This is a genomic window from Halorubrum sodomense (assembly GCF_900111935.1).
Classification (GTDB): domain Archaea; phylum Halobacteriota; class Halobacteria; order Halobacteriales; family Haloferacaceae; genus Halorubrum; species Halorubrum sodomense.
In genome coordinates, this window is the sequence record NZ_FOYN01000003.1 from 268785 (window position 1) to 285972 (window position 17188).

At 69.6% G+C, this 17188-nt stretch carries 21 protein-coding genes and 1 tRNA gene; 12 read left to right on the forward strand and 10 right to left on the reverse strand.

Features of this window, described 5'->3' with window-relative positions:
* Positions 1 to 237 precede the first annotated feature (237 nt).
* Entirely contained in the window at positions 238 to 1149 is a 912-nt protein-coding gene (locus BM286_RS10745) for an NAD-dependent epimerase/dehydratase family protein (RefSeq protein WP_092921912.1), read from the forward strand.
* Positions 1150 to 1258: 109 nt separating this feature from the next.
* On the opposite strand, the gene BM286_RS10750 is transcribed toward BM286_RS10745, so the two are convergent.
* The 4 genes from BM286_RS10750 to BM286_RS10765 form a co-directional block, all read right to left on the reverse strand.
* Entirely contained in the window at positions 1259 to 1477 is a 219-nt protein-coding gene (locus BM286_RS10750; protein ID WP_241988348.1) for a DUF5615 family PIN-like protein, read from the reverse strand.
* A 2-nt stretch (positions 1478 to 1479) separates the two neighbouring features.
* Positions 1480 to 1746 carry a DUF433 domain-containing protein gene (locus tag BM286_RS10755; protein WP_092921914.1) on the reverse strand — a complete coding sequence of 89 codons (267 nt, stop codon included), beginning with the start codon at positions 1744 to 1746 and terminating at the stop codon, positions 1480 to 1482.
* Between the two features lie 152 nt (positions 1747 to 1898).
* The gene (locus BM286_RS10760) at positions 1899 to 2108 is read right to left on the reverse strand and encodes a hypothetical protein (protein WP_092921916.1); all 210 of its coding nucleotides are present in this window, start codon (positions 2106 to 2108) and stop codon (positions 1899 to 1901) included.
* A complete protein-coding gene (locus BM286_RS10765; RefSeq protein ID WP_092921918.1) occupies positions 2101 to 2364 on the reverse strand; it encodes a hypothetical protein in 264 nt (87 codons plus the stop codon). The genes BM286_RS10760 and BM286_RS10765 overlap by 8 nt, the downstream gene beginning before the upstream one ends.
* A 107-nt stretch (positions 2365 to 2471) precedes the next feature.
* Between BM286_RS10765 and BM286_RS10770 the strand changes: the two genes are divergently transcribed.
* Entirely contained in the window at positions 2472 to 3743 is a 1272-nt protein-coding gene (locus tag BM286_RS10770; protein ID WP_092921920.1) for a saccharopine dehydrogenase family protein, read from the forward strand.
* A 61-nt stretch (positions 3744 to 3804) separates the two neighbouring features.
* On the opposite strand, the gene BM286_RS10775 is transcribed toward BM286_RS10770, so the two are convergent.
* The gene (locus BM286_RS10775) at positions 3805 to 4776 is read right to left on the reverse strand and encodes a phosphoadenosine phosphosulfate reductase family protein (RefSeq protein ID WP_092921922.1); all 972 of its coding nucleotides are present in this window, start codon (positions 4774 to 4776) and stop codon (positions 3805 to 3807) included.
* A gap of 132 nt (positions 4777 to 4908) precedes the next feature.
* Between BM286_RS10775 and BM286_RS10780 the strand changes: the two genes are divergently transcribed.
* Positions 4909 to 6252: an alkaline phosphatase family protein gene (locus BM286_RS10780; protein ID WP_092921924.1), complete on the forward strand. Its 1344-nt coding sequence runs from the start codon at positions 4909 to 4911 to the stop codon at positions 6250 to 6252.
* Positions 6253 to 6307: 55 nt separating this feature from the next.
* On the opposite strand, the gene BM286_RS10785 is transcribed toward BM286_RS10780, so the two are convergent.
* Positions 6308 to 7075, reverse strand: a complete 768-nt coding sequence (locus tag BM286_RS10785) for a hypothetical protein (RefSeq protein WP_092921926.1) — start codon at positions 7073 to 7075, stop codon at positions 6308 to 6310.
* A gap of 97 nt (positions 7076 to 7172) precedes the next feature.
* Here BM286_RS10785 and BM286_RS10790 point away from each other — a divergent pair, with 97 nt between their 5' ends.
* The 3 genes from BM286_RS10790 (at position 7173) to BM286_RS10800 (ending at position 9002) form a co-directional block, all read left to right on the forward strand.
* A complete protein-coding gene (locus BM286_RS10790) occupies positions 7173 to 7769 on the forward strand; it encodes a TIGR04206 family protein (protein ID WP_092921929.1) in 597 nt (198 codons plus the stop codon).
* Between the two features lie 78 nt (positions 7770 to 7847).
* Entirely contained in the window at positions 7848 to 8741 is an 894-nt protein-coding gene (locus tag BM286_RS10795; protein WP_092921931.1) for a ZIP family metal transporter, read from the forward strand.
* 51 nt (positions 8742 to 8792) lie between these two features.
* A complete protein-coding gene (locus BM286_RS10800; RefSeq protein WP_092921933.1) occupies positions 8793 to 9002 on the forward strand; it encodes a hypothetical protein in 210 nt (69 codons plus the stop codon).
* A 27-nt stretch (positions 9003 to 9029) separates the two neighbouring features.
* On the opposite strand, the gene aroC is transcribed toward BM286_RS10800, so the two are convergent.
* Complete coding sequence (gene aroC / locus BM286_RS10805; protein WP_092921935.1) at positions 9030 to 10217, reverse strand: chorismate synthase; 1188 nt, start codon at positions 10215 to 10217, stop codon at positions 9030 to 9032.
* Between the two features lie 172 nt (positions 10218 to 10389).
* Between aroC and BM286_RS10810 the strand changes: the two genes are divergently transcribed.
* The 4 genes from BM286_RS10810 (at position 10390) to BM286_RS10825 (ending at position 13540) form a co-directional block, all read left to right on the forward strand.
* Positions 10390 to 10611 (forward strand): hypothetical protein, encoded by a 222-nt coding sequence (locus BM286_RS10810; RefSeq protein ID WP_092921938.1) that lies wholly within the window; start codon positions 10390 to 10392, stop codon positions 10609 to 10611.
* Positions 10612 to 10701: 90 nt separating this feature from the next.
* The gene (locus BM286_RS10815; RefSeq protein ID WP_092921941.1) at positions 10702 to 11478 is read left to right on the forward strand and encodes an enoyl-CoA hydratase/isomerase family protein; all 777 of its coding nucleotides are present in this window, start codon (positions 10702 to 10704) and stop codon (positions 11476 to 11478) included.
* Between the two features lie 386 nt (positions 11479 to 11864).
* The gene (gene hpt / locus BM286_RS10820) at positions 11865 to 12434 is read left to right on the forward strand and encodes a hypoxanthine/guanine phosphoribosyltransferase (RefSeq protein ID WP_092921944.1); all 570 of its coding nucleotides are present in this window, start codon (positions 11865 to 11867) and stop codon (positions 12432 to 12434) included.
* Positions 12435 to 12862: 428 nt separating this feature from the next.
* Entirely contained in the window at positions 12863 to 13540 is a 678-nt protein-coding gene (locus BM286_RS10825) for a type 1 glutamine amidotransferase domain-containing protein (protein ID WP_092921947.1), read from the forward strand.
* 36 nt (positions 13541 to 13576) lie between these two features.
* Here the strand turns inward: BM286_RS10825 and BM286_RS10830 are convergent, their stop codons facing one another.
* Positions 13577 to 13888, reverse strand: a complete 312-nt coding sequence (locus BM286_RS10830) for a transcriptional regulator (protein WP_092921950.1) — start codon at positions 13886 to 13888, stop codon at positions 13577 to 13579.
* A 130-nt stretch (positions 13889 to 14018) separates the two neighbouring features.
* Here BM286_RS10830 and BM286_RS10835 point away from each other — a divergent pair, with 130 nt between their 5' ends.
* Complete coding sequence (locus tag BM286_RS10835; RefSeq protein ID WP_092921953.1) at positions 14019 to 14993, forward strand: sugar phosphate nucleotidyltransferase; 975 nt, start codon at positions 14019 to 14021, stop codon at positions 14991 to 14993.
* A gap of 128 nt (positions 14994 to 15121) precedes the next feature.
* On the opposite strand, the gene BM286_RS10840 is transcribed toward BM286_RS10835, so the two are convergent.
* Together BM286_RS10840 and BM286_RS10845 are read right to left on the reverse strand one after the other, a co-directional pair.
* On the reverse strand, positions 15122 to 15325 hold the full coding sequence (locus BM286_RS10840) for a hypothetical protein (protein ID WP_092921956.1): 204 nt from the start codon (positions 15323 to 15325) through the stop codon (positions 15122 to 15124).
* Between the two features lie 84 nt (positions 15326 to 15409).
* On the reverse strand, positions 15410 to 16876 hold the full coding sequence (locus BM286_RS10845; RefSeq protein ID WP_092921959.1) for a DHH family phosphoesterase: 1467 nt from the start codon (positions 16874 to 16876) through the stop codon (positions 15410 to 15412).
* A 159-nt stretch (positions 16877 to 17035) separates the two neighbouring features.
* Here BM286_RS10845 and BM286_RS10850 point away from each other — a divergent pair.
* Positions 17036 to 17109, forward strand: a tRNA-Lys gene (locus BM286_RS10850).
* Positions 17110 to 17188 lie beyond the last annotated feature (79 nt).

The window sequence follows — 17188 nt, forward strand, 5'->3', positions numbered from 1 at the left end:
CGGGTCGAGTGGCTGCCGCCCGGTCACGCCTGCGAGGCTCCCACCGCTGTCCAGCGCGTCTGCGATCGCCTCGCTGAAACTCCGATCGGCCCTCTCGCGATCGAGCCGTCGGTACTCCTCGTCGGTGACTTCGATACGCTTCACGAGTCCAGTGTGAGTTCCGCCGGTGATAGCTCTCGGACCCCCTGCCGACGCCGAACCGACACGATAATCCCGACGCCCCGACGAGAACGAGATATGCAGGACAAACGCGTCCTCGTCACGGGCGGGGCCGGGTTCATCGGCTCGAACCTCGCGAACCGCCTCGCAGGCGACAACGACGTGATCGCCGTCGACGACACCTACCTCGGGACGCCCGAGAACCTCGACGACGACGTCGAGTTCGTCGAGGCCTCCGTCGTCGACGACGACTTCCCGGTCGACGTCGACGTCGTCTTCCACCTCGCCGCGCTCTCCTCGCGGAACATGCACGAGAGCGACCCCCAGCGCGGCTGTCGCGTCAACGTCGAGGGGTTCGTCAACACCGTCGAGCGCGCCCGGAAAGCGGGCTGTGACACCGTGGTGTACGCCTCGACCTCCTCGATCTACGGGAGCCGTACCGAGCCCTCCCCCGTCGACATGGACGTGGAGGCCCACACCGCCTACGAGGCCTCGAAGCTCGCGCGCGAGCGCTACGCCGAGTACTACGCCAACCACCACGACATGGCGATGGCCGGCCTCCGCTTCTTTTCGGTGTATCAGGGCTTCGGCGGCAACGAGGAGCACAAGGGCGAGTACGCGAACACGGTCGCGCAGTTCGCGGACAAGATCGCGAACGGCGAAGCACCCGAGCTGTTCGGCGACGGCACCCAGACGCGCGACTTCACGCACGTCTCGGACGTGGCCCGCGCCTGCGAGCTCGCGGCCGACCACGAGCTCACGGGCGTCTACAACGTCGGCACCCAGGAGGCGTACTCGTTCAACGAGATGGTCGACCTGATCAACGACGCGCTCGGCACGGACGTCGACCCCGTCTACATCGAGTGCCCGTTCGACGGCTACGTCCACGACACGATGGCCGACTACTCGACGTTCCACGAGGCGACCGGCTGGGAGCCCGAGATCTCCTTCGAAGAGGGCGTCGAGATGGTGTGCGAATCGTACAAGTAGCTCAGGCCCACCCGTCCGGGACGACCTCGGCGATCCCGGTATGGTCGTCGTGCGCGTCATCGATCAGCCGGATAGCAGTTAGCACATCGCCGACAGGCGGCTGATCGAGTTAGTGGAAATACAGACAGCCACACCGTTCCGACAACTCGAAGAAGTCCTCGTCTGCGGTCAACACGACGTATTCGTTTTCGCGAGCGTACGCCGCGATGTCGGGATCGGTCGCACGAGGATCGAGCGCATCACGGACAGTGACTGCTCGAAGGTCTGGCGCTTCGATACGGGCGTCGATATACCGACGTGCGACGTTCTGGTCGCAGAGGAGCCGCATCACTACGGTGCGCGGCTCACGTCTGTCAGTCGGTCGCGAGTCGCGTTCGCCTCCGCTGCGATCGCTTCTGTCTCGTCGGGATTCGACTCGTAGTACTCGATAGCGGCGTCGACCTCATCGGCCGTCAGGCCGAACTCCTCGGTGACGGCCGCCCTCGACCGGCCGTGCTCGTGGACCAGCGACCCTACCTGGTGGACGCCGACGCGCGTCCCCTCCGCCCTGGGTTTCCCGCCGAGTACGTTCGGCGTCGAAACCACGGGGATAGTCACGCCAGTAGTAGTTTTCCTTCGTGAATCGACATAACGCCTCGCCGAAGACGTCGCCTAGACCGTGCGCCACTCTACGGAAACGTGCTCGGGACGACACGTCCACCTGCTCCGGACGTATCCAACTGCGGGGCGCTCCCACCGACCGATCGGCGTCAGGACGCCTCGACGGCGCTGCCGGCGGCGACGAGGAAGCCGATGATCGCGGTGATCAGCCCGACCATCCCGATCGCGACGACGCCGATACGCAGGGCGTTACCCGACAGTCGCTGCGCCGTGAGGAACAGGAAGACGGTCGTGACGAAGCCGATGAGCGCGAGTATCCGCCCGAATCGCGCCGCGTCGATCCCGGGCTCGCTAGACACGGTTCAGAATCTCCTTGAGGACGCCCTGATACTCGTCGTCGGTGGCGGCGTTGCCGAGCGAGTGGATCGACTGCGAGATCCACAGTCCGGCGGTGAAGTTGATGAACGCCGCCATCGAGACGGTCCCGATCTGCCCCTCGACGAACAGCCCCGCGTACACCGCCCCGACGAATCCCACTACCATGAGGCTGTGCGTGACGAGCGAACGGGTGCCGAAGTCGGCGAGCCGCAACGATAAACTGGTGCCAACGGCCATGTGTTCGGTTACGGCTCCCGAGGTAAAGAGGTACCGCGCGGCTGGGCGCCGTCGCTCGCGGAGCGAACCCGCCCGTTTACCGCCCTCGCCGCGTAGTGGAGACGAGAATGAGCGACGCAGACCGGACGCACGACGTCGTGGTGTGGGGCGCGACCGGAGTGGCGGGACGGTTCGCGGCCGAGTACCTGGCCGAGCGGTACGGCCCGGACGAGCTCGCGCTGGCGATCGGGGGGCGAGACCGGGAGCAGCTCGACGCGCTCGCCGCCGACCTCGCCCGTCGCGGCGACGCGCGGGACGAGGTTCCGGTCGTCGTCGGCGACGCGACCGACCCCGAGAGCCTGCGAGCCGTCGCCGAGGGCGCTCGGGTGGTGTGTACGACGGTCGGCCCGTACACCCGACTCGGGACGCCGCTGGTCGAGGCGTGCGTCGAGACCGGCACCGACTACTGCGACCTCACGGGCGAGGTGAACTGGGTGCGCGAGTCGATTGACCGGTTCCACGAGCCCGCGGTCGACGTGGGCGCTCGGATCGTCCACAGCTGCGGGTTCGACTCCGTCCCGGCCGACCTCGGTACCCTACTCGTCCAGTCGTTCGCGGGGGAGACGCACGGCGCGCCCTGCGAGACGGTCCGGATCTACCTCGACGGCGGCAGCGGGAGCGTCAGCGGCGGGACGCTCGCGAGCGCCGGCGAGCTGTTCGCGGCGGCCGCGACCGACCCGCTCGCGCGGGAGGCGCTCCGGAACCCCTACTCGCTGGCGCCGCGGGGCGAGCGGCGCGGCGTCGACCCCGGCGAACAGCGGTGGCCGCAGCGAGACGCGCTTCGAGGCGGGTGGAGCGCCCCCTCGCCGATGGCCCCGGTGAACGAGCGCGTGGTGCGCCGGAGCAACGCGCTCCTCGGCTACCCGTGGGGTCGGGAGTTCCGGTGTAGCGAGGTGGTCCCGACCGGCGACGGGCCGGTCGGCGCCGCGACCGCGGGGCTCGTCGCCGGCGGCCTCGGCCTGTTCACCGCCGCGATGTCCGTCGGCCCGATTCGGTCGGCGCTCCGCCGCCACGTCTTCCCGGACCCGGGCGAGGGGCCGACGCGGGAGGAGGCGGAGGCCGGCCACTTCCGGATCGGCCTCCGCGGCCGCGGGACGGGTCCCGACGGCCCGTTCACCGTCGAGGCCGAGTTCGGCGCCGACCGCGATCCGGGGTACGGCGCGACCGCGCGGATGCTCGGCGAGTCGGCCGTCTGCCTGGCGCGCGACGAGGTCGACTCCCCGTTCGACGGCGGCGTGTTGACGCCGGCGTCGGGGATCGGCCTCCCGCTCGCGGAGCGACTCCGGGAGGTGGGTTTCACCGCGTCGGTCGGTTCGGTCGACGCCGACGACGACCGGTAACGAGTCGCTCAGAAGGGTCGGTCGCGGAAACGGCGGACGGCGAGTTAGTTCCCGCCGTCGATCACATGTAGCCGAGGTCGCGCAGGCGCTCCATCAGGTCCTCCTTGTCCTGGGCGCGGCCGGCGCGCTCAGTCGTGTCCTCGAGGTTCTGGAGCCACGCGGGCTCCTCGGTCGTTTTTTCCGTACTGACCTCGCTGCCGAGCGAGCGGAACCCGGCGAAGTACTTCGGCGAGATCGGGACGTCCTCCCGACTGACGCCCTCGGGGAGGTCGTCGTCGGCCTGCGGGATGTACCCCTCGTCGGGGAACGCCTCGACGGTGTCCGGCACGACGAAGTTCCAGAAGGCCTCCCACACGTCCGCCTCGGCGAACTGGAGGATGGGCTGGATGCGGTCGTGCGGCGGGAACAGGTCGGGGTCGTGGCGCGGCGAGAAGAACGTCTCGTCGGCGCGGGCCTCCTGTTCGTCCCAGCGGACGCCGGAGATGACGCCGTCGATGTCGTGTTCCTCGAGGGCGTCGTTGAGCGCGACCGTCTTCAGCAGGTGGTTCCCGACGTACGTGTCGAGCAGGAACGGAAACGAGTCCTCCTCGAATTCCAGGATCTCTCGGATGTGGTGCTGATTGTGCTCCGAGAGCGCGTCGACGGGAATGTCGTCGCCCGGCTCCAGGCCGTGCTCGTCGACGTAGGCGCCCACGTCCTCGTTGCGGGCGTAGACGAGGTCGATCTCCCACTCGTCGGCCCAGTGCTCGACGAAGTCGGTGATGTCGTCGAAGTGCTGGAAGTGGTCGATGAACACCGCGGTCGGCTTCTCGTAGCCGTACTCCTCGGCGACCTGGTTGATGAAGTACAGCGTCAGCGTGGAGTCTTTCCCGCCGGTCCACATCACCGCCGGGTTGTCGTACTGTTCGAGGCCGCGGCGGGTGACCTCGACCGCCTTCTCGATCTTGTGCTGGATCGACGGGTAGTCGTCGGGGGTCTCCCCCTCGCCGTCGGTGTAATCGACGTCGACGCTCGCCGGGAAGTCGTCGCTCATACGGCGTAGCCGTCGCCGCCGAGACGAATAGGCTTTCTGAATCGCGGTCGCCCGGAGGGAGCGCCGACCGGGGCGGTCGCCGCCGTCCCGCGGAACACAAGGGATATGCCGGGCGCCGCGGAAGCACCGGACATGGGTCTGTTCGACCGGCTCCGCGGCGAGGACGACGGGCGCGTCGTCTTCCTCGGCATCGACGGCGTACCGCTCGACCTCGTCGAGGACCACCCTGACGTCTTCGAGAACCTGACCGACATCGCGGCGGCGGGCTCCGGGGGGCGACTGGAGAGCATCGTGCCGCCGGAGTCGAGCGCCTGCTGGCCGAGCCTCACGACCGGCGTGAACCCCGGCGCGACGGGCGTATACGGGTTTCAGGACCGGGAGCGCGACTCTTACGAGACGTACGTCCCGCTCGGGCGCCACGTGAAGGCGACACGGCTGTGGGACCGCGTCACCGACGCCGGCCGCGACGCGACCGTCCTCAACGTCCCCGTTACGTTCCCGCCGTCGACGCGGATCCAGCGGATGGCCTCCGGCTTCCTCTCGCCCGACCTGGAGTCGGCCGCGAGCGACGAGTCGGTCCGGGAGACGCTCGACGGCTTCGACTACCGGATCGATGTCAACGCCAAGCTCGGCCACGACGACGACAAGACCGAGTTCGTCGAGAACGCCCACGCGACCCTCGACGCCCGGTACGAGGCCTTCTCCCACTACCTGGCGGAAGACGACTGGGACCTCTTCTTCGGCGTCTTCATGAGTACCGACCGCGTGAACCACTTCCTGTTCGGTGACTACGTAAACGACGGCGAGTACGCCGCGGAGTTCCTCGAGTTCTACCGGAAGCTCGACGGGTACATCGGCGACATCCGCGACTCGCTCGACGACGACACTACCCTGATCGTCGCCTCCGACCACGGGTTCACCGAACTGAACTGGGAGGCGAACTGCAACCAGTTCCTCGCCGACGAGGGGTGGCTCTCCTACGAGGACGACGACCACGACTCGCTGACGGACATCGACGACGAGACGCGCGCGTACTCGCTCATTCCCGGGCGATTCTACCTCAACCTCGAGGGGCGAGAGCCGGACGGCGTCGTCCCGGAGTCCGAGTACGAGGCGACGCGCGAGGAACTCATCGACGACCTCGAATCGCTCACCGGCCCCGACGGCCGACAGGTGTGTAAGCGGATCGTGAAAGGCGAGACCGTCTTCGACGGCGACCACGACGACATCGCGCCCGACCTGGTCGTCATCCCCGCGGACGGCTTCGACCTCAAGTCCGGCTTCGGCGGGAAGGAGGCCGTCTTCACCGAGGGCCCGCGCAACGGGATGCACAAGTTCGAGAACTCGCTCCTGTACGCGACCGACCCCGACCTCGACCTGTCCGACGCGAACCTCTTCGACGTGACCCCGACCGTCCTCGACCTGATGGACGTCGAGGTCGAGACCGAGTTCGACGGCGAGAGCCTGCTGAGCTAACCGGTATCCCGGAGTGGACCGTCCGCCGCGTCGCCGTGGGCGGCTCTGACGACCGTCAGACGCGCTCGGTCGGCCGCGAACACCGCAGGCAGAGGATCCCGGTTCCGGCCCAGTTCACGTGGTTCGACCCGCAGTTCGGACACCGGTGGTTGTCGTTGTCGTACTCGGTCGTCCCACGGGGCGCCGCGAGGTGACCGTCGTCGACCGCGCGCTCGACGAGCCCGGCGAAGCGCTGTCTCTTGAACCGAGCGCGGCCCGCGAGGAACTCGCCCGGGCGGCTCGGGTCGTCCCCGTGGATGTCCTCCCATTTGATCGCGATCTCGCCGTCCGCCTGCCCCCGCGCGACCTGCTTGATCGTCGCGGCCGCGGCCTCGAAGAGCGGCGTCGTCGCGAGCGCCTGCGGGGAGTCGACCTCGGCGCCGGCGGCCGCGTACCGCTCGGCCGCTTCGTCGTACGCCTCGTCGGCGCCGCCGAGCCCGCCCGCGACCCGGAAGTCGGCCACGAACTCCGCGAGGCAGGCGCCCTGTCCCGGGTCGGTGAGGACGGTCTCGAAGTCGCGCGCTGCGGCGATCCCCTCGGCCGCGCGTCGGGTCGCGCGTTCCTCGGCGCCGGCGACGCGATAGGCGACCGCCGCCGCGAGCAGTTGCTGAACCCCCTGGCCGACCCACCCCTTCTCGTCCGGTTCGAAGGGGTCGCGGTCCGGACGGGGATCCGCGAGGACGCGTCGCCCGCCGCGGGTGTAGCGGTTCCCCGCGCGCCCGTACTCCCGGACCGCCAGCGCGTCGACCGCCGCGTCGTGGTGGCCGCCGTCGTCGGTGTTCACACGCGCCGTACGGGCGGCGGCGGGTTACGCCTGACGGGCGGCGAGCGGCGCCCGCTGACCCCCGACCATACTTCCCTGCGGGCGTCGAACCGTTCGTATGGAGAAACCGGACCGCGCTCCGCAGTCGGCGTCGGAGTCGTCATCCGAGTCTCCGTCGGCGTCGGAATCGGCACCGGGGTCGATGTCGGAATCGGCACCGGGGTCTTCGTCCACCAGCAGTCGCGCCGAGTGGCTCCTCGTCGCCGCGCTGCTCGCGGTCCCGATGGCGGTCGTCCCCGGCGACTCGACCCCGACGCTGGTGAGCCTCTGGGGATTCGTGACGCTCGGCGGCGACGCCGGGGGACTCGGCGTCGGCGGGTATCCGGTGTGGGCGTACTTCCTCGACCAGCCGCGGCCGTTCGCACGGCTCCCGCCGTCGATCCGGGCGTGGCCGCTCGCGGTGGGCTTCCACCTGCTCGCGACCGGGAGCGCCACGAGCGGGGTCGCGATCGGACGCGAGGACCGCCGGGTGACGGGCGGCCTGCTCGTGCTCGCGGCGGCCGCGACGCTGTGGGTGGCGGCGGGGCTCGGCGTCCGGTTCGGCGTCGGCGCGACCGCCGGCTGGTTCGCCGTCCTCCCCGCGGGTGCGGTCGCGACGCTCGCCGTCGCGGTCGGTGCGTACGCGGGGGACCTCCGGCGAGTGGTCGTTCGCTGACCGCGATCCGGCGACGGCCGCCGACCTCCCGCGTCCGCTTCCCGGCCCTTTATCAGCTCGTGCGTGGTTTCGGACCGCATGACGACGCTCGTATCGGTCCTCTCCGTGACGACCGTCGCGGGGCTCGCGACCGGTCTCGGGGCGCTCCCCGTCTTTTTCCGGGCCCGGGTGACGCATCGCGTCTACGACGCCGCCCTCGGACTGGCGGCCGGGCTGATGGTCGCCGCCAGCGTGTTCGGCCTCGTGATCCCCGGCATGGAGGAGGGGACGCTCCGCGCGGTGATGGCGGGGGTCCTCCTCGGCGGCGGGGCGCTGCTCGGCGGGAACTACCTCATCCCGCACCTCCACGCCGAGTATCGGGAGTGGTTCGCGGAGGGCGGCGCGACCGCCGACGACGCCGCGGTGATGGAGCCGCCGGCCGAAGACTCGCTCGTCGAGCCCGACGAGGGGACCGAAGGGAGCGGCGCCGCCGGCGAGGGACCGACCGACGAGGAGAAAGGAATCCTCGCCGAGCGCGAGTCGTCGCTCCGGAAGGCGCTGCTCATCGGCGGGGCGATCACCCTCCACAACGCGCCCGAAGGCCTCGCCATCGGCGTCGCGTTCGCGTCCGGCCTGAACGAGGTGGCGCTGTTGCTCGCGGTCGTGATCGGCCTCCAGAACGTCCCGGACGGGTTCGCGTTCGCGGTGCCGATGGCCGAGACGGGCATGTCGAACCTCCGGGTGGTCTGGTACACCACCCTCTCGGGGGTCGTCCCGCAGGTCGTCGCGTCCGTCTTCGGCTACTCGCTCGTCGGGCTCGGGTCCGGGCTGTTCCCGTTGTCGTCCGGGTTCGCGGCCGGGGCGATGCTCGCGGTCGTCTTCCGGGAGCTGATCCCCTCCTCGCACGGCCACGGGCACGCCGACGCCGCGACCGGGGCGTTCCTCGTGGGGTTCGTGCTGCTCGTCGTCGTCGACGCCGTCGTCGTGGTGTGAGCCGCACGGACGCGCGACGCCTTTTCAACGCGCCAGTCCCTGCCTCCGACCATGTCCACGACCGTGTCGACGCCCGAGGGCGACGAGACCTGCGCGTACTGCGGCTCGCGGATCTTCGACCACGATCCGATCTGCGTGCGCGACTGCGACGACGGCTGCGGCTCGCCGTCGTACTTCTGTAACTACGCGTGCCTCGCGGCGCACGTCGACGAGAACGACCTCACCGCGGGGAACGCCTGCGAGTGGTCGCCCGGGGAGTAGGAGGACCGGTCTGCGAGGGGTCCGTCCTCACTCGTTCCGCGGGCTGCTCGGGTGGTAGTCGGTGTCGTACTCGCCGGGGTTCCCGTCGACGCGGTCGGGGTTGATCCGGCCCGCGAGCAGCATGAAGTCGAGGACGGTACAGTAGAGCATCGCCTCGACGACGGGGACCGCCCGCGGCGGGAGGACCGGGTCGTGGCGGCCGACGACCTGGATCTCCTTCTCCTCGCCCGTCTCCCAGTCGGCGGAGCGCTGCTTCTTGGGGATCGAGGTGGGCGCGTGCCACGTCGCCTCGCCGTAGATGGGTTCGCCCGTGGTGATCCCGCCCTGGAGCCCGCCGTGGTCGTTCCCCTCTGGGACCGGGTCGCCCTCGTCGCTCTCGACGTGGTCGAACGACTCGCCGTCGTCGAACGTCCAGTCCTCGTTGCGCTCGCTGCCCGTCACGTCGACGGCGTCTCTCCCGAGGCCGAACTCGACGCCGGTCGTGGCCGGAATCGAGAACATCGCCTGCCCGAGCCGGCTCGGGAACCCGTCGAACCGCGGGGCGCCGAGCCCGCGCGGGACGCCGCGGCACTCGAAGTAGATCGAGCCGCCGATGGAATCGCCCTTCTCCTGGTACGCCTCGATCAGCTCCTGCATCTCGGCGGCGGCCTCGGGGTCCGCGCAGCGCACGTCGTTCTCCTCGCTGCGTTCGAGCAGCTGCTCGAAGCTCACCGCGTCGGCCTCGACGTCGCCGATCCGGTTGACGTGGCCCTTGATTTCCACGTCGTACTCGGAGGCGTCGAGGACCTGTTCCGCGACCGCGCCGGCCGCGACCCAGTTCACGGTCTCGCGGGCGGAGGAGCGCCCGCCGCCGCCCCAGTTGCGCGTGCCGAACTTCGCGGAGTAGGTGTAGTCGCCGTGCGAGGGGCGCGGCGCGGTGACGTACGGCTCGTACTTCCCCGAGCGCGCGTCCTTGTTCTGGATCACCATGCCGATCGGCGTCCCGGTGGTGTAGCCGTCCTGAACGCCGGAGTTGACGACGACCTCGTCGGGCTCGCCCCGCGAGGTGGTGATCATCGACTGCCCCGGCTTGCGCCGGTCGAGCTGCGTCTGGATCGCCTCCTCGTCGAGCTCGACGCCCGCGGGCACGCCGGAGACGGTGACGCCCATCGCGTCGCCGTGGCTCTCGCCGTAGGTCGTCAGCTGGAAGAGTCGGCCGAACCGGTTCCCGTTCATACCGGTACGTGTGGCCGGGGGCATATAGGGGTTGCAATCCGCGCAACGGGTCTCGGTCCGGCGGCTGCCGGTGGCGGGCCGCTGACGGGTCGCGGCCGCGCCGCGGCGCGGCGGCTCGGCGGCTCGGCGCGCGACCGATGGGGGTATGTAACGGGACCCCGTTGGTCGGAGCGTGCGCGATCGACTCACCTCGGACCTCGGCGTGTACGCCCTTTCGGGCCTGTTCTCGCTCGTCGTCTTCGTCCTCGCACTCGGCATCCTCTCGCGGACGCTCCCCGACGGGCTCGCGAGCCGACAGCTCGGCGGCCTGATCGTCGGCTACCTGTTGTTCGTCGGCGTCTACACGACGGCGTGGTTCATCTACACCGGGATCGACAGCCGCGAAGAAGTCTGACGGGGCGTTTCGGTCGCCTCCCGGTTCCGCTTCCGGACGCCCGGATCCGCCTGCCGAACCGTTTTCACGCCGCCGCGCGACGGGGCGCGTATGAGTCGAGACACCATCGCCTTCGATGTCGACGACCGCGGGGTCGCGACGATCACGATCGACCGACCCGAACAGCTCAACGCGCTCACCGTCGAGACGCTCGAAGCGGTCGAGGGCGCGCTTGACGAGGCGGCCGACCGCGACGCCCGCGTCCTCATGATCGCCGGCGCGGGCGACGAGGCGTTCGTCGCGGGCGCGGACATCTCCTACATGGTCGATATGTCGACCCCCGAGGCGCAGGCGTACGCCGAGCTCGGCCACCGCGTCGCGGAGGCCATCGAGACGTTCCCGGCGCCGACGGTCGCCGCGGTCGACGGCTACGCGTTCGGCGGGGGCTGCGAGCTCGCCTTGGCCTGCGACCTGCGGGTCGCCGCCGAGAGCGCGGTGCTCGGGCAGACCGAGATCGACCTCGGCATCATCCCGGGCTGGGGGGGCACGCAGCGGCTCCCGGCGCTCGTCGGCGACGAGGTCGCCCGCCGGTTGATCTTCCTCGGCGAGCGGATCGACGCGGCCGAGGCGGCCGAGGTCGGGTTCGTCGGCGAGGTCGTCGCCGACGCCGAGTTCGACGACCGGATCGACGAGCTGGCCGGGGAGCTGGCCGCGAAGCCCGCGACGGCCCTGCGCGCCGCGAAGGAGGCGCTCAACGCGGCCGGCGAGGGCGCGGGCGCGACCGGGCTCGCCCTCGAACGCCGGGCGTGGGCCGGTCTGTTCGGCACGCACGACCAGCGCGAGGGGATGGAGGCGTTCCTAGAGAAGCGCGAGCCGGAGTTCGAGTAGGACGAGGCTCGAACCGCAGTGGTTGGCGCGCGCCTCCGAGCGGCCGCCGAAGGCGGCTGCGAGGAGCACGCGCGAGGGAGTCGCGAACGCCCGCAGGGCGTGAGCGACGAGGCTGGGAAGGCGTGAGGTGCGGAGCGGTGCTGTGCTGGGCGGGGCTCAAAGGGGCAGTCGCGAGGACGAAGACGCGCGACGCAAGCACTGGAACGAGGGAGCGCCAGCGACCGAGTGAAGCGCACAGCGAGCGCATCGAGTCCTCGCGACTGGGGCTTTGGCGGTGTTGGCTGGAGCGTCATCGCTCGTCGCGTGCCGTGTCCTGTACCGTGCGATCGAGGTTCACGGAATCGGGGGATCGCCACGCTTTATTAATCCGCCCGAGTACCCGCGACATGGACCAGTTGCGGCAGTCGCTCCTCGACGCGCCGATCATCGAGAAAGGCGAGTACCAGTACTTCGTCCACCCGATCAGCGACGGCGTCCCCATGCTTGAACCGGAGCTGCTCCGGGAGATCGTCATCCGGCTGATCCGGAAGGCGGACTTGGAGAACGTCGACAAGATAGTCACCCCCGCGGCGATGGGGATCCACATCTCGACCGCGCTCTCGCTGATGACCGACATCCCGCTCGTCGTCATTCGCAAGCGCCAGTACGGCCTCGACGGCGAGGTCCCGCTGTTCCAAGAGACAGGGTACTCCGAGTCGGAAATGTACATCAACGACGTAGAGGCGGGCGACCGCGTGCTCGTCTTAGACGACGTGCTCTCGACGGGCGGCACGATGAAGGCCATCCTCGACGCGCTCACCGACGAGGTCGGCGCGGAGATCGTCGACGTCGTCGCCGTGATCAAGAAGGCCGGCGAAAACGAGCTCGACGACACCGACTACAACGTGAAGACGCTGATCAACGTCACCGTCGAGGACGGCGAGGTCGTGATCGTGGACGCGCAGGGCGACGAATAAATAACCGCTGTCGGTGATGCGGGAAGCGCCGCGAAGGCACCGGCCGCTTGTTTATAAATTACTGCTCGTTCGGCGAACGTCTCCAAAGCCCCAGCCGGGAGGCGCGCGCACGCTCGCTGCGCGCTTCACTCGGTCGCTTACGCTCCCTCGTTCCAGTGCTTGCGTCGCCTGTGCGCGCCTCCCGGCTGCCCCTTTGAGTCCCGCCCAGCACAGCACCTCACACCTCCCCAGCCTCGCGGCTCCCTCCGCGTCGCTCCGGTCGCCGCGTCCAGCGAGGGACCGTCGGTCTCTCACTACTCGCGCCCTGCCGGGCGCTCGGAGGCGCGCGCCGACCGCACCGCCGCGGTCAATTATAAACCCCCCGCCGTCCCTCGTCGCTGCCGGGCGCGGGCGTCTTTTGTGTCGCGGCCGCGAACGGGGAAGCGAACATGACCAGCGCGCTGTTCGTCGTGAGCGAAGAGGGGTACTGGGCCGAGGAGTGTATCGAGCCGCTGACCACGCTCGAATCGGAGGGCGTCGACGTGACCGTCGCGACCCCCTCCGGGTCGCCGCCGGTCGTCGACGAGCGCTCGCTGGACCCGGAGGCCGCGGGCGGCGAGGAGGTCGTCGCGGAGTACCGCGAGATCGACGCGGAACACCCCGAACTGACCGACCCGGCGCCGGTCGCGACGGTCGACGCCGCGGACTACGACGCGGTCGTCTTCCCCGGCGGCCACGGCACCGTCTGGGACGTGAACCAGGACCGCCACGCCCGACAGCTGCTGCTCGACGCGGTCGCGGGCGAGGATGGCGTCGCCCTCGTCGTCTGCCACGCGGTGGGTATCCTCGCGTTCACGAACGAGGCCGACGGGACGCCGCTCGTCGAGGGACGCGCAGTCACCGGATTCCCGAACGAGTGGGAGGCGGACATCGTCAACGAGGACGACGTGATGCCCGACGGCCGGAAGCTCCCGTACTGGGTCGAAGACGAGGTCGTCCTCGCGGGCGCCGACTTCGACGCCGAGCTCGACGCCGACGAGAGCGTCACGGTCGACGGCGACCTGATCACCGCCCGCGGTCCGGGCTCCTCGTCGGCTGCGGCCGCGACGCTGCTCGACGAGCTGTAGGCGCGCCGCTCTGCGGTCGCGGCCCGCCCTCTCCCGCTATCGGATCACGAACGCCGGCTCCTCGATCCGCTCGCTCCTACACTCGGGACACCGCGACGGGTCGTTGACCGGGTCGTCGAAGCCGTCGAACCCGCAGTCGCGGCAGGTCGGCGGCGCGACGAGGAACTCCTCGTCCGCGCCCCCGCCTCCGTCGCCGTCGGGTCCGTCGCCGTCGGTCACCGACCGCGAGACGTGTTCGAGGTGCTCGTACACGACGGGCGTCGGCAGCGACAGCGTCTCCGCGAGGTCGCTCGCGGTCCGGGGATCCTCGCGGAGCGCGTCGGCGATCCGCTGGCGGGTCGTCTCCATGGGCGGGATTCGACGGCGACGAGCAAAACCGTCCGGGATCGCGACGCCGAGCCGAGGCGTCAGCGGCACGCGCGACCGCGACCATGACACGGGCACAAGAGGTATGTCACCGGGGTGAGAGGGAGTGGGTATGAAAGCCGTCGTACTCGCGGGTGGCTACGCGACCAGACTGTGGCCGATCACCGAACACCGGCCGAAGATGTTCCTGCCGGTCGGAGAGAACACCGTCATCGACGAGATATTCGAGGACCTGGAGGCGGACGACCGCGTCGACGAGGTGTTCGTCTCGACGAACGAGCGCTTCGCCGACACGTTCGCGGAGTACCTCGCCGACAGCCCCTTCGAGAAGCCGACGCTCTCGGTCGAGGAGACGGTCGAGGAGGACGAGAAGTTCGGCGTCGTGGGGGCGCTCGAGCAGCTCGTCGACCGCGAGGACGTCGACGACGACCTGATCGTCGTCGCCGGCGACAACATGATCAGCTTCGACCTGGCGGACTTCACCGATTTCTTCGAGGACAAGGGCACCCCGACGCTGGCCGCCTACGACGTGGGCGACCGCGAGCGCGCGAAGTCGTACGGGCTCGTCCAGTTGGACGGCGACGAGGTGATCGACTTCCAGGAGAAGCCCGACGACCCGCAGTCGACGCTCGTCTCCATCGCCTGCTACGCGTTCCCAGCGGAGACGCTCCCGAAGCTCACGACGTACCTCGACGACGACAACAACCCGGACGAGCCGGGCTGGTTCCTCCAGTGGCTCCAGCAGCGCGGCGCGGTCCACGCGTACACCTTCGACGGCGCGTGGTTCGACATCGGCACCGCCGACAGCTACCTTGACGCGGTCGAGTACGCGCTCGACGGCGGCACGCTCGTCGCCGACGACGCGACCGTCGAGGGGAGCAACCTCGGCGACGTGGTCCACGTGATGTCGGGCGCGACCGTGACCGACTCGACGCTCGAACGCGCCGTCGTCTTCGAGGACGCGACGATCACCGACTCGGAGGTCCGCAACTCCGTGATCGACACGGGCGCCACCCTGGAGGGCGTCGACCTCTCGGGCGCGCTCATCGGCTCGTACACCTCGATCACCGAGGGCGACGACTTCTAAGCTGACTCCGCGGTTCGGGCGTCCTTTCCTCCGAATTCCGGTTCCGACCCCGCCAGTCTGTACCGGACCCGTCAGTCCGTGCCAGCCAACTCAGTCCGTGCCAGCCAGGTCAGTCTGTGCCAGTCCGGTCAGTCCGTGCCGGCCTGCTCGTGCGTGTGGTGGTAGCAGTCGAGGACGGGGTCGCCGTCGTCGGTCGCGGGGTAGAAACACACCCGCTGGTAGCGCTCGTTGTCCAGCAGGTTCGCCACGAAGCCGTCGGCGTGTCGCGAGACCGAGTCGTACGGGTCGCCGCAGGCGGGGCAGTTCGCCGGCGGGTCGTCGGGGACGTACATGCGGCGCGGTCGTCGGTGGTACGGCCGCGAGCGGGAAAACGACCGCGCCGAACGGGGATTCTTCGAGGCCGTCGGTCGAGGGGCTCAGGACCCGTTCGAGCCGTCGCCGCTCCCGCCCTCCACGCCGAGCGCGTCGAACAGCTTCCGGCGGACCGCCTCCTCGGTGAGGTGGAGCAGCGTGTCGCGGTTCTCGCCGCTCGCCTCGATGCCGGTGAAGATGCCGAGCGGGATCTCGAGCGACCCCTGCGTGGAGTGGCCGGCGGCGTCGCCCATCTCCGAGAACGCCTCGTCGAGGACGTTGCCGATGTTCAGCCGGATGTCCTTCGAGCGCGCGGCGAGGTAGATCTTCTCGTCGGCGATGCCCAACACGGCCGTCGTCGTGATCCCCTCTAAGTTGAGGAGGTGTTGCGCGGCCTGCGCGAGCGCCTCGCGGTCGCGGATGAACCCGGCGGTCGAGAAGAGGTGACTCCCCTGGACCTCGCGGTTCTGGATCGCCTCCGCGAGCACGTCCAGGGTCTCCGGGCTCATCGACGGCGACTCCACCTGTTCGAGCGTGTCGTGGTTCGCGAACGGGTGGAGGTACGCGGCCGCGGTCAGATCTGCGGGCGTCGTGTCCCGCTTGAAGTCCAGCGTCTCGGCGCGGATCCCGTAGAGGAGGGCGGTCGCGACCGCCTCCGAGGGCGACTGGTCGAACTCCTGGAGGTACTTCGTGAGGATCGTGGACGTCGAGGAGACGTTGGTGCGCACGTCGACGAAGCGCGCGTCGAACGGCACCTCCGACTCCAGGTGGTCGAGGTAGACGTCGATGCCGACGCCGAGGTCGAGGTCCTCGGCGGCGGCCTTCGCGAGGTCGACCGCGGCGACCGTCTCGTACTCCGAGAGCGGCGGCGCCTCGGAGCGCGCCAGCAGGTCGATCCCGAGGAGATTGACGAACGCCCGGTTCTCTTGGTGACCGACGTCGCCCGAGTAGATGATGTCGGCGTCGACGCCGAACGCCTCGGCGATCGCCTGGAGCGCGGTCGCCGAGGCGATCGAGTCCGGCTCCGGGTTGTCGTGGGTGAGGATCGCCATCTGGTCGCCGCCCTCCTCGATGATCTCCGCGAGCTGGCGGGCCATGTACTCCAGTTCGCCGGTCTCCAGCGACTGGAGCGCGCTGTCCGCGATCACCGTCGAGGGGTTGATCACGACGTCGGCGCCGCGCTCCCGCAGCTCGTCCTCGCTGACGGGGTCGGAGGCCCGGACGACGACGTAGTGGTCGCCGCCGGTGTCGCGTATCGCGGAGACGGCCGCCTTGTTGGCCTCGACGTCGCTGGAGAGGATCAACACGATATCTCGGCCGTCGAGTTCGTCGACGACGTCGGGCTCGGCGATGTCCTGAACGCGCGCGTTGAGGTCCTGATCGCGGAGCGCCTCGACCCGGCTCTCGTCGCGGTCGAGGATGAGGACGTCCTTCCCGCGCTCGGTCAGTTCCTCAGCGACGGCGTGCCCGACGCTCCCACAGCCGAGGATGGCGTACCGGGTCCGCGCGGATCCGGATGCCCCACTACTCATTGAAGGGATTTCCGCGGCACGACACTTAACGAGTGCGCTCTCGCGGCCCCGCCGGGCCGGAACCGGGTGCCGCCGCGGCGGCCGCGCGGAACGGTCTCTGTGCCGCCGTCGTCACGGAATGAAAAGGTCTTTTAACTCGACAGCGGTACGATTCAGTGAGGGCCGGTAGCTCAGTTAGGGAGAGCGACGGACTCTTAATCCGTCGGTCGCGTGTTCAAATCGCGCCCGGCCCGCTCCGTTAATAAAGAGTAGAGGCTTCACGGATACATTTTTCGGTCGATCCGGGGTCTGCTCGGAGGTGGCGTCATGAGC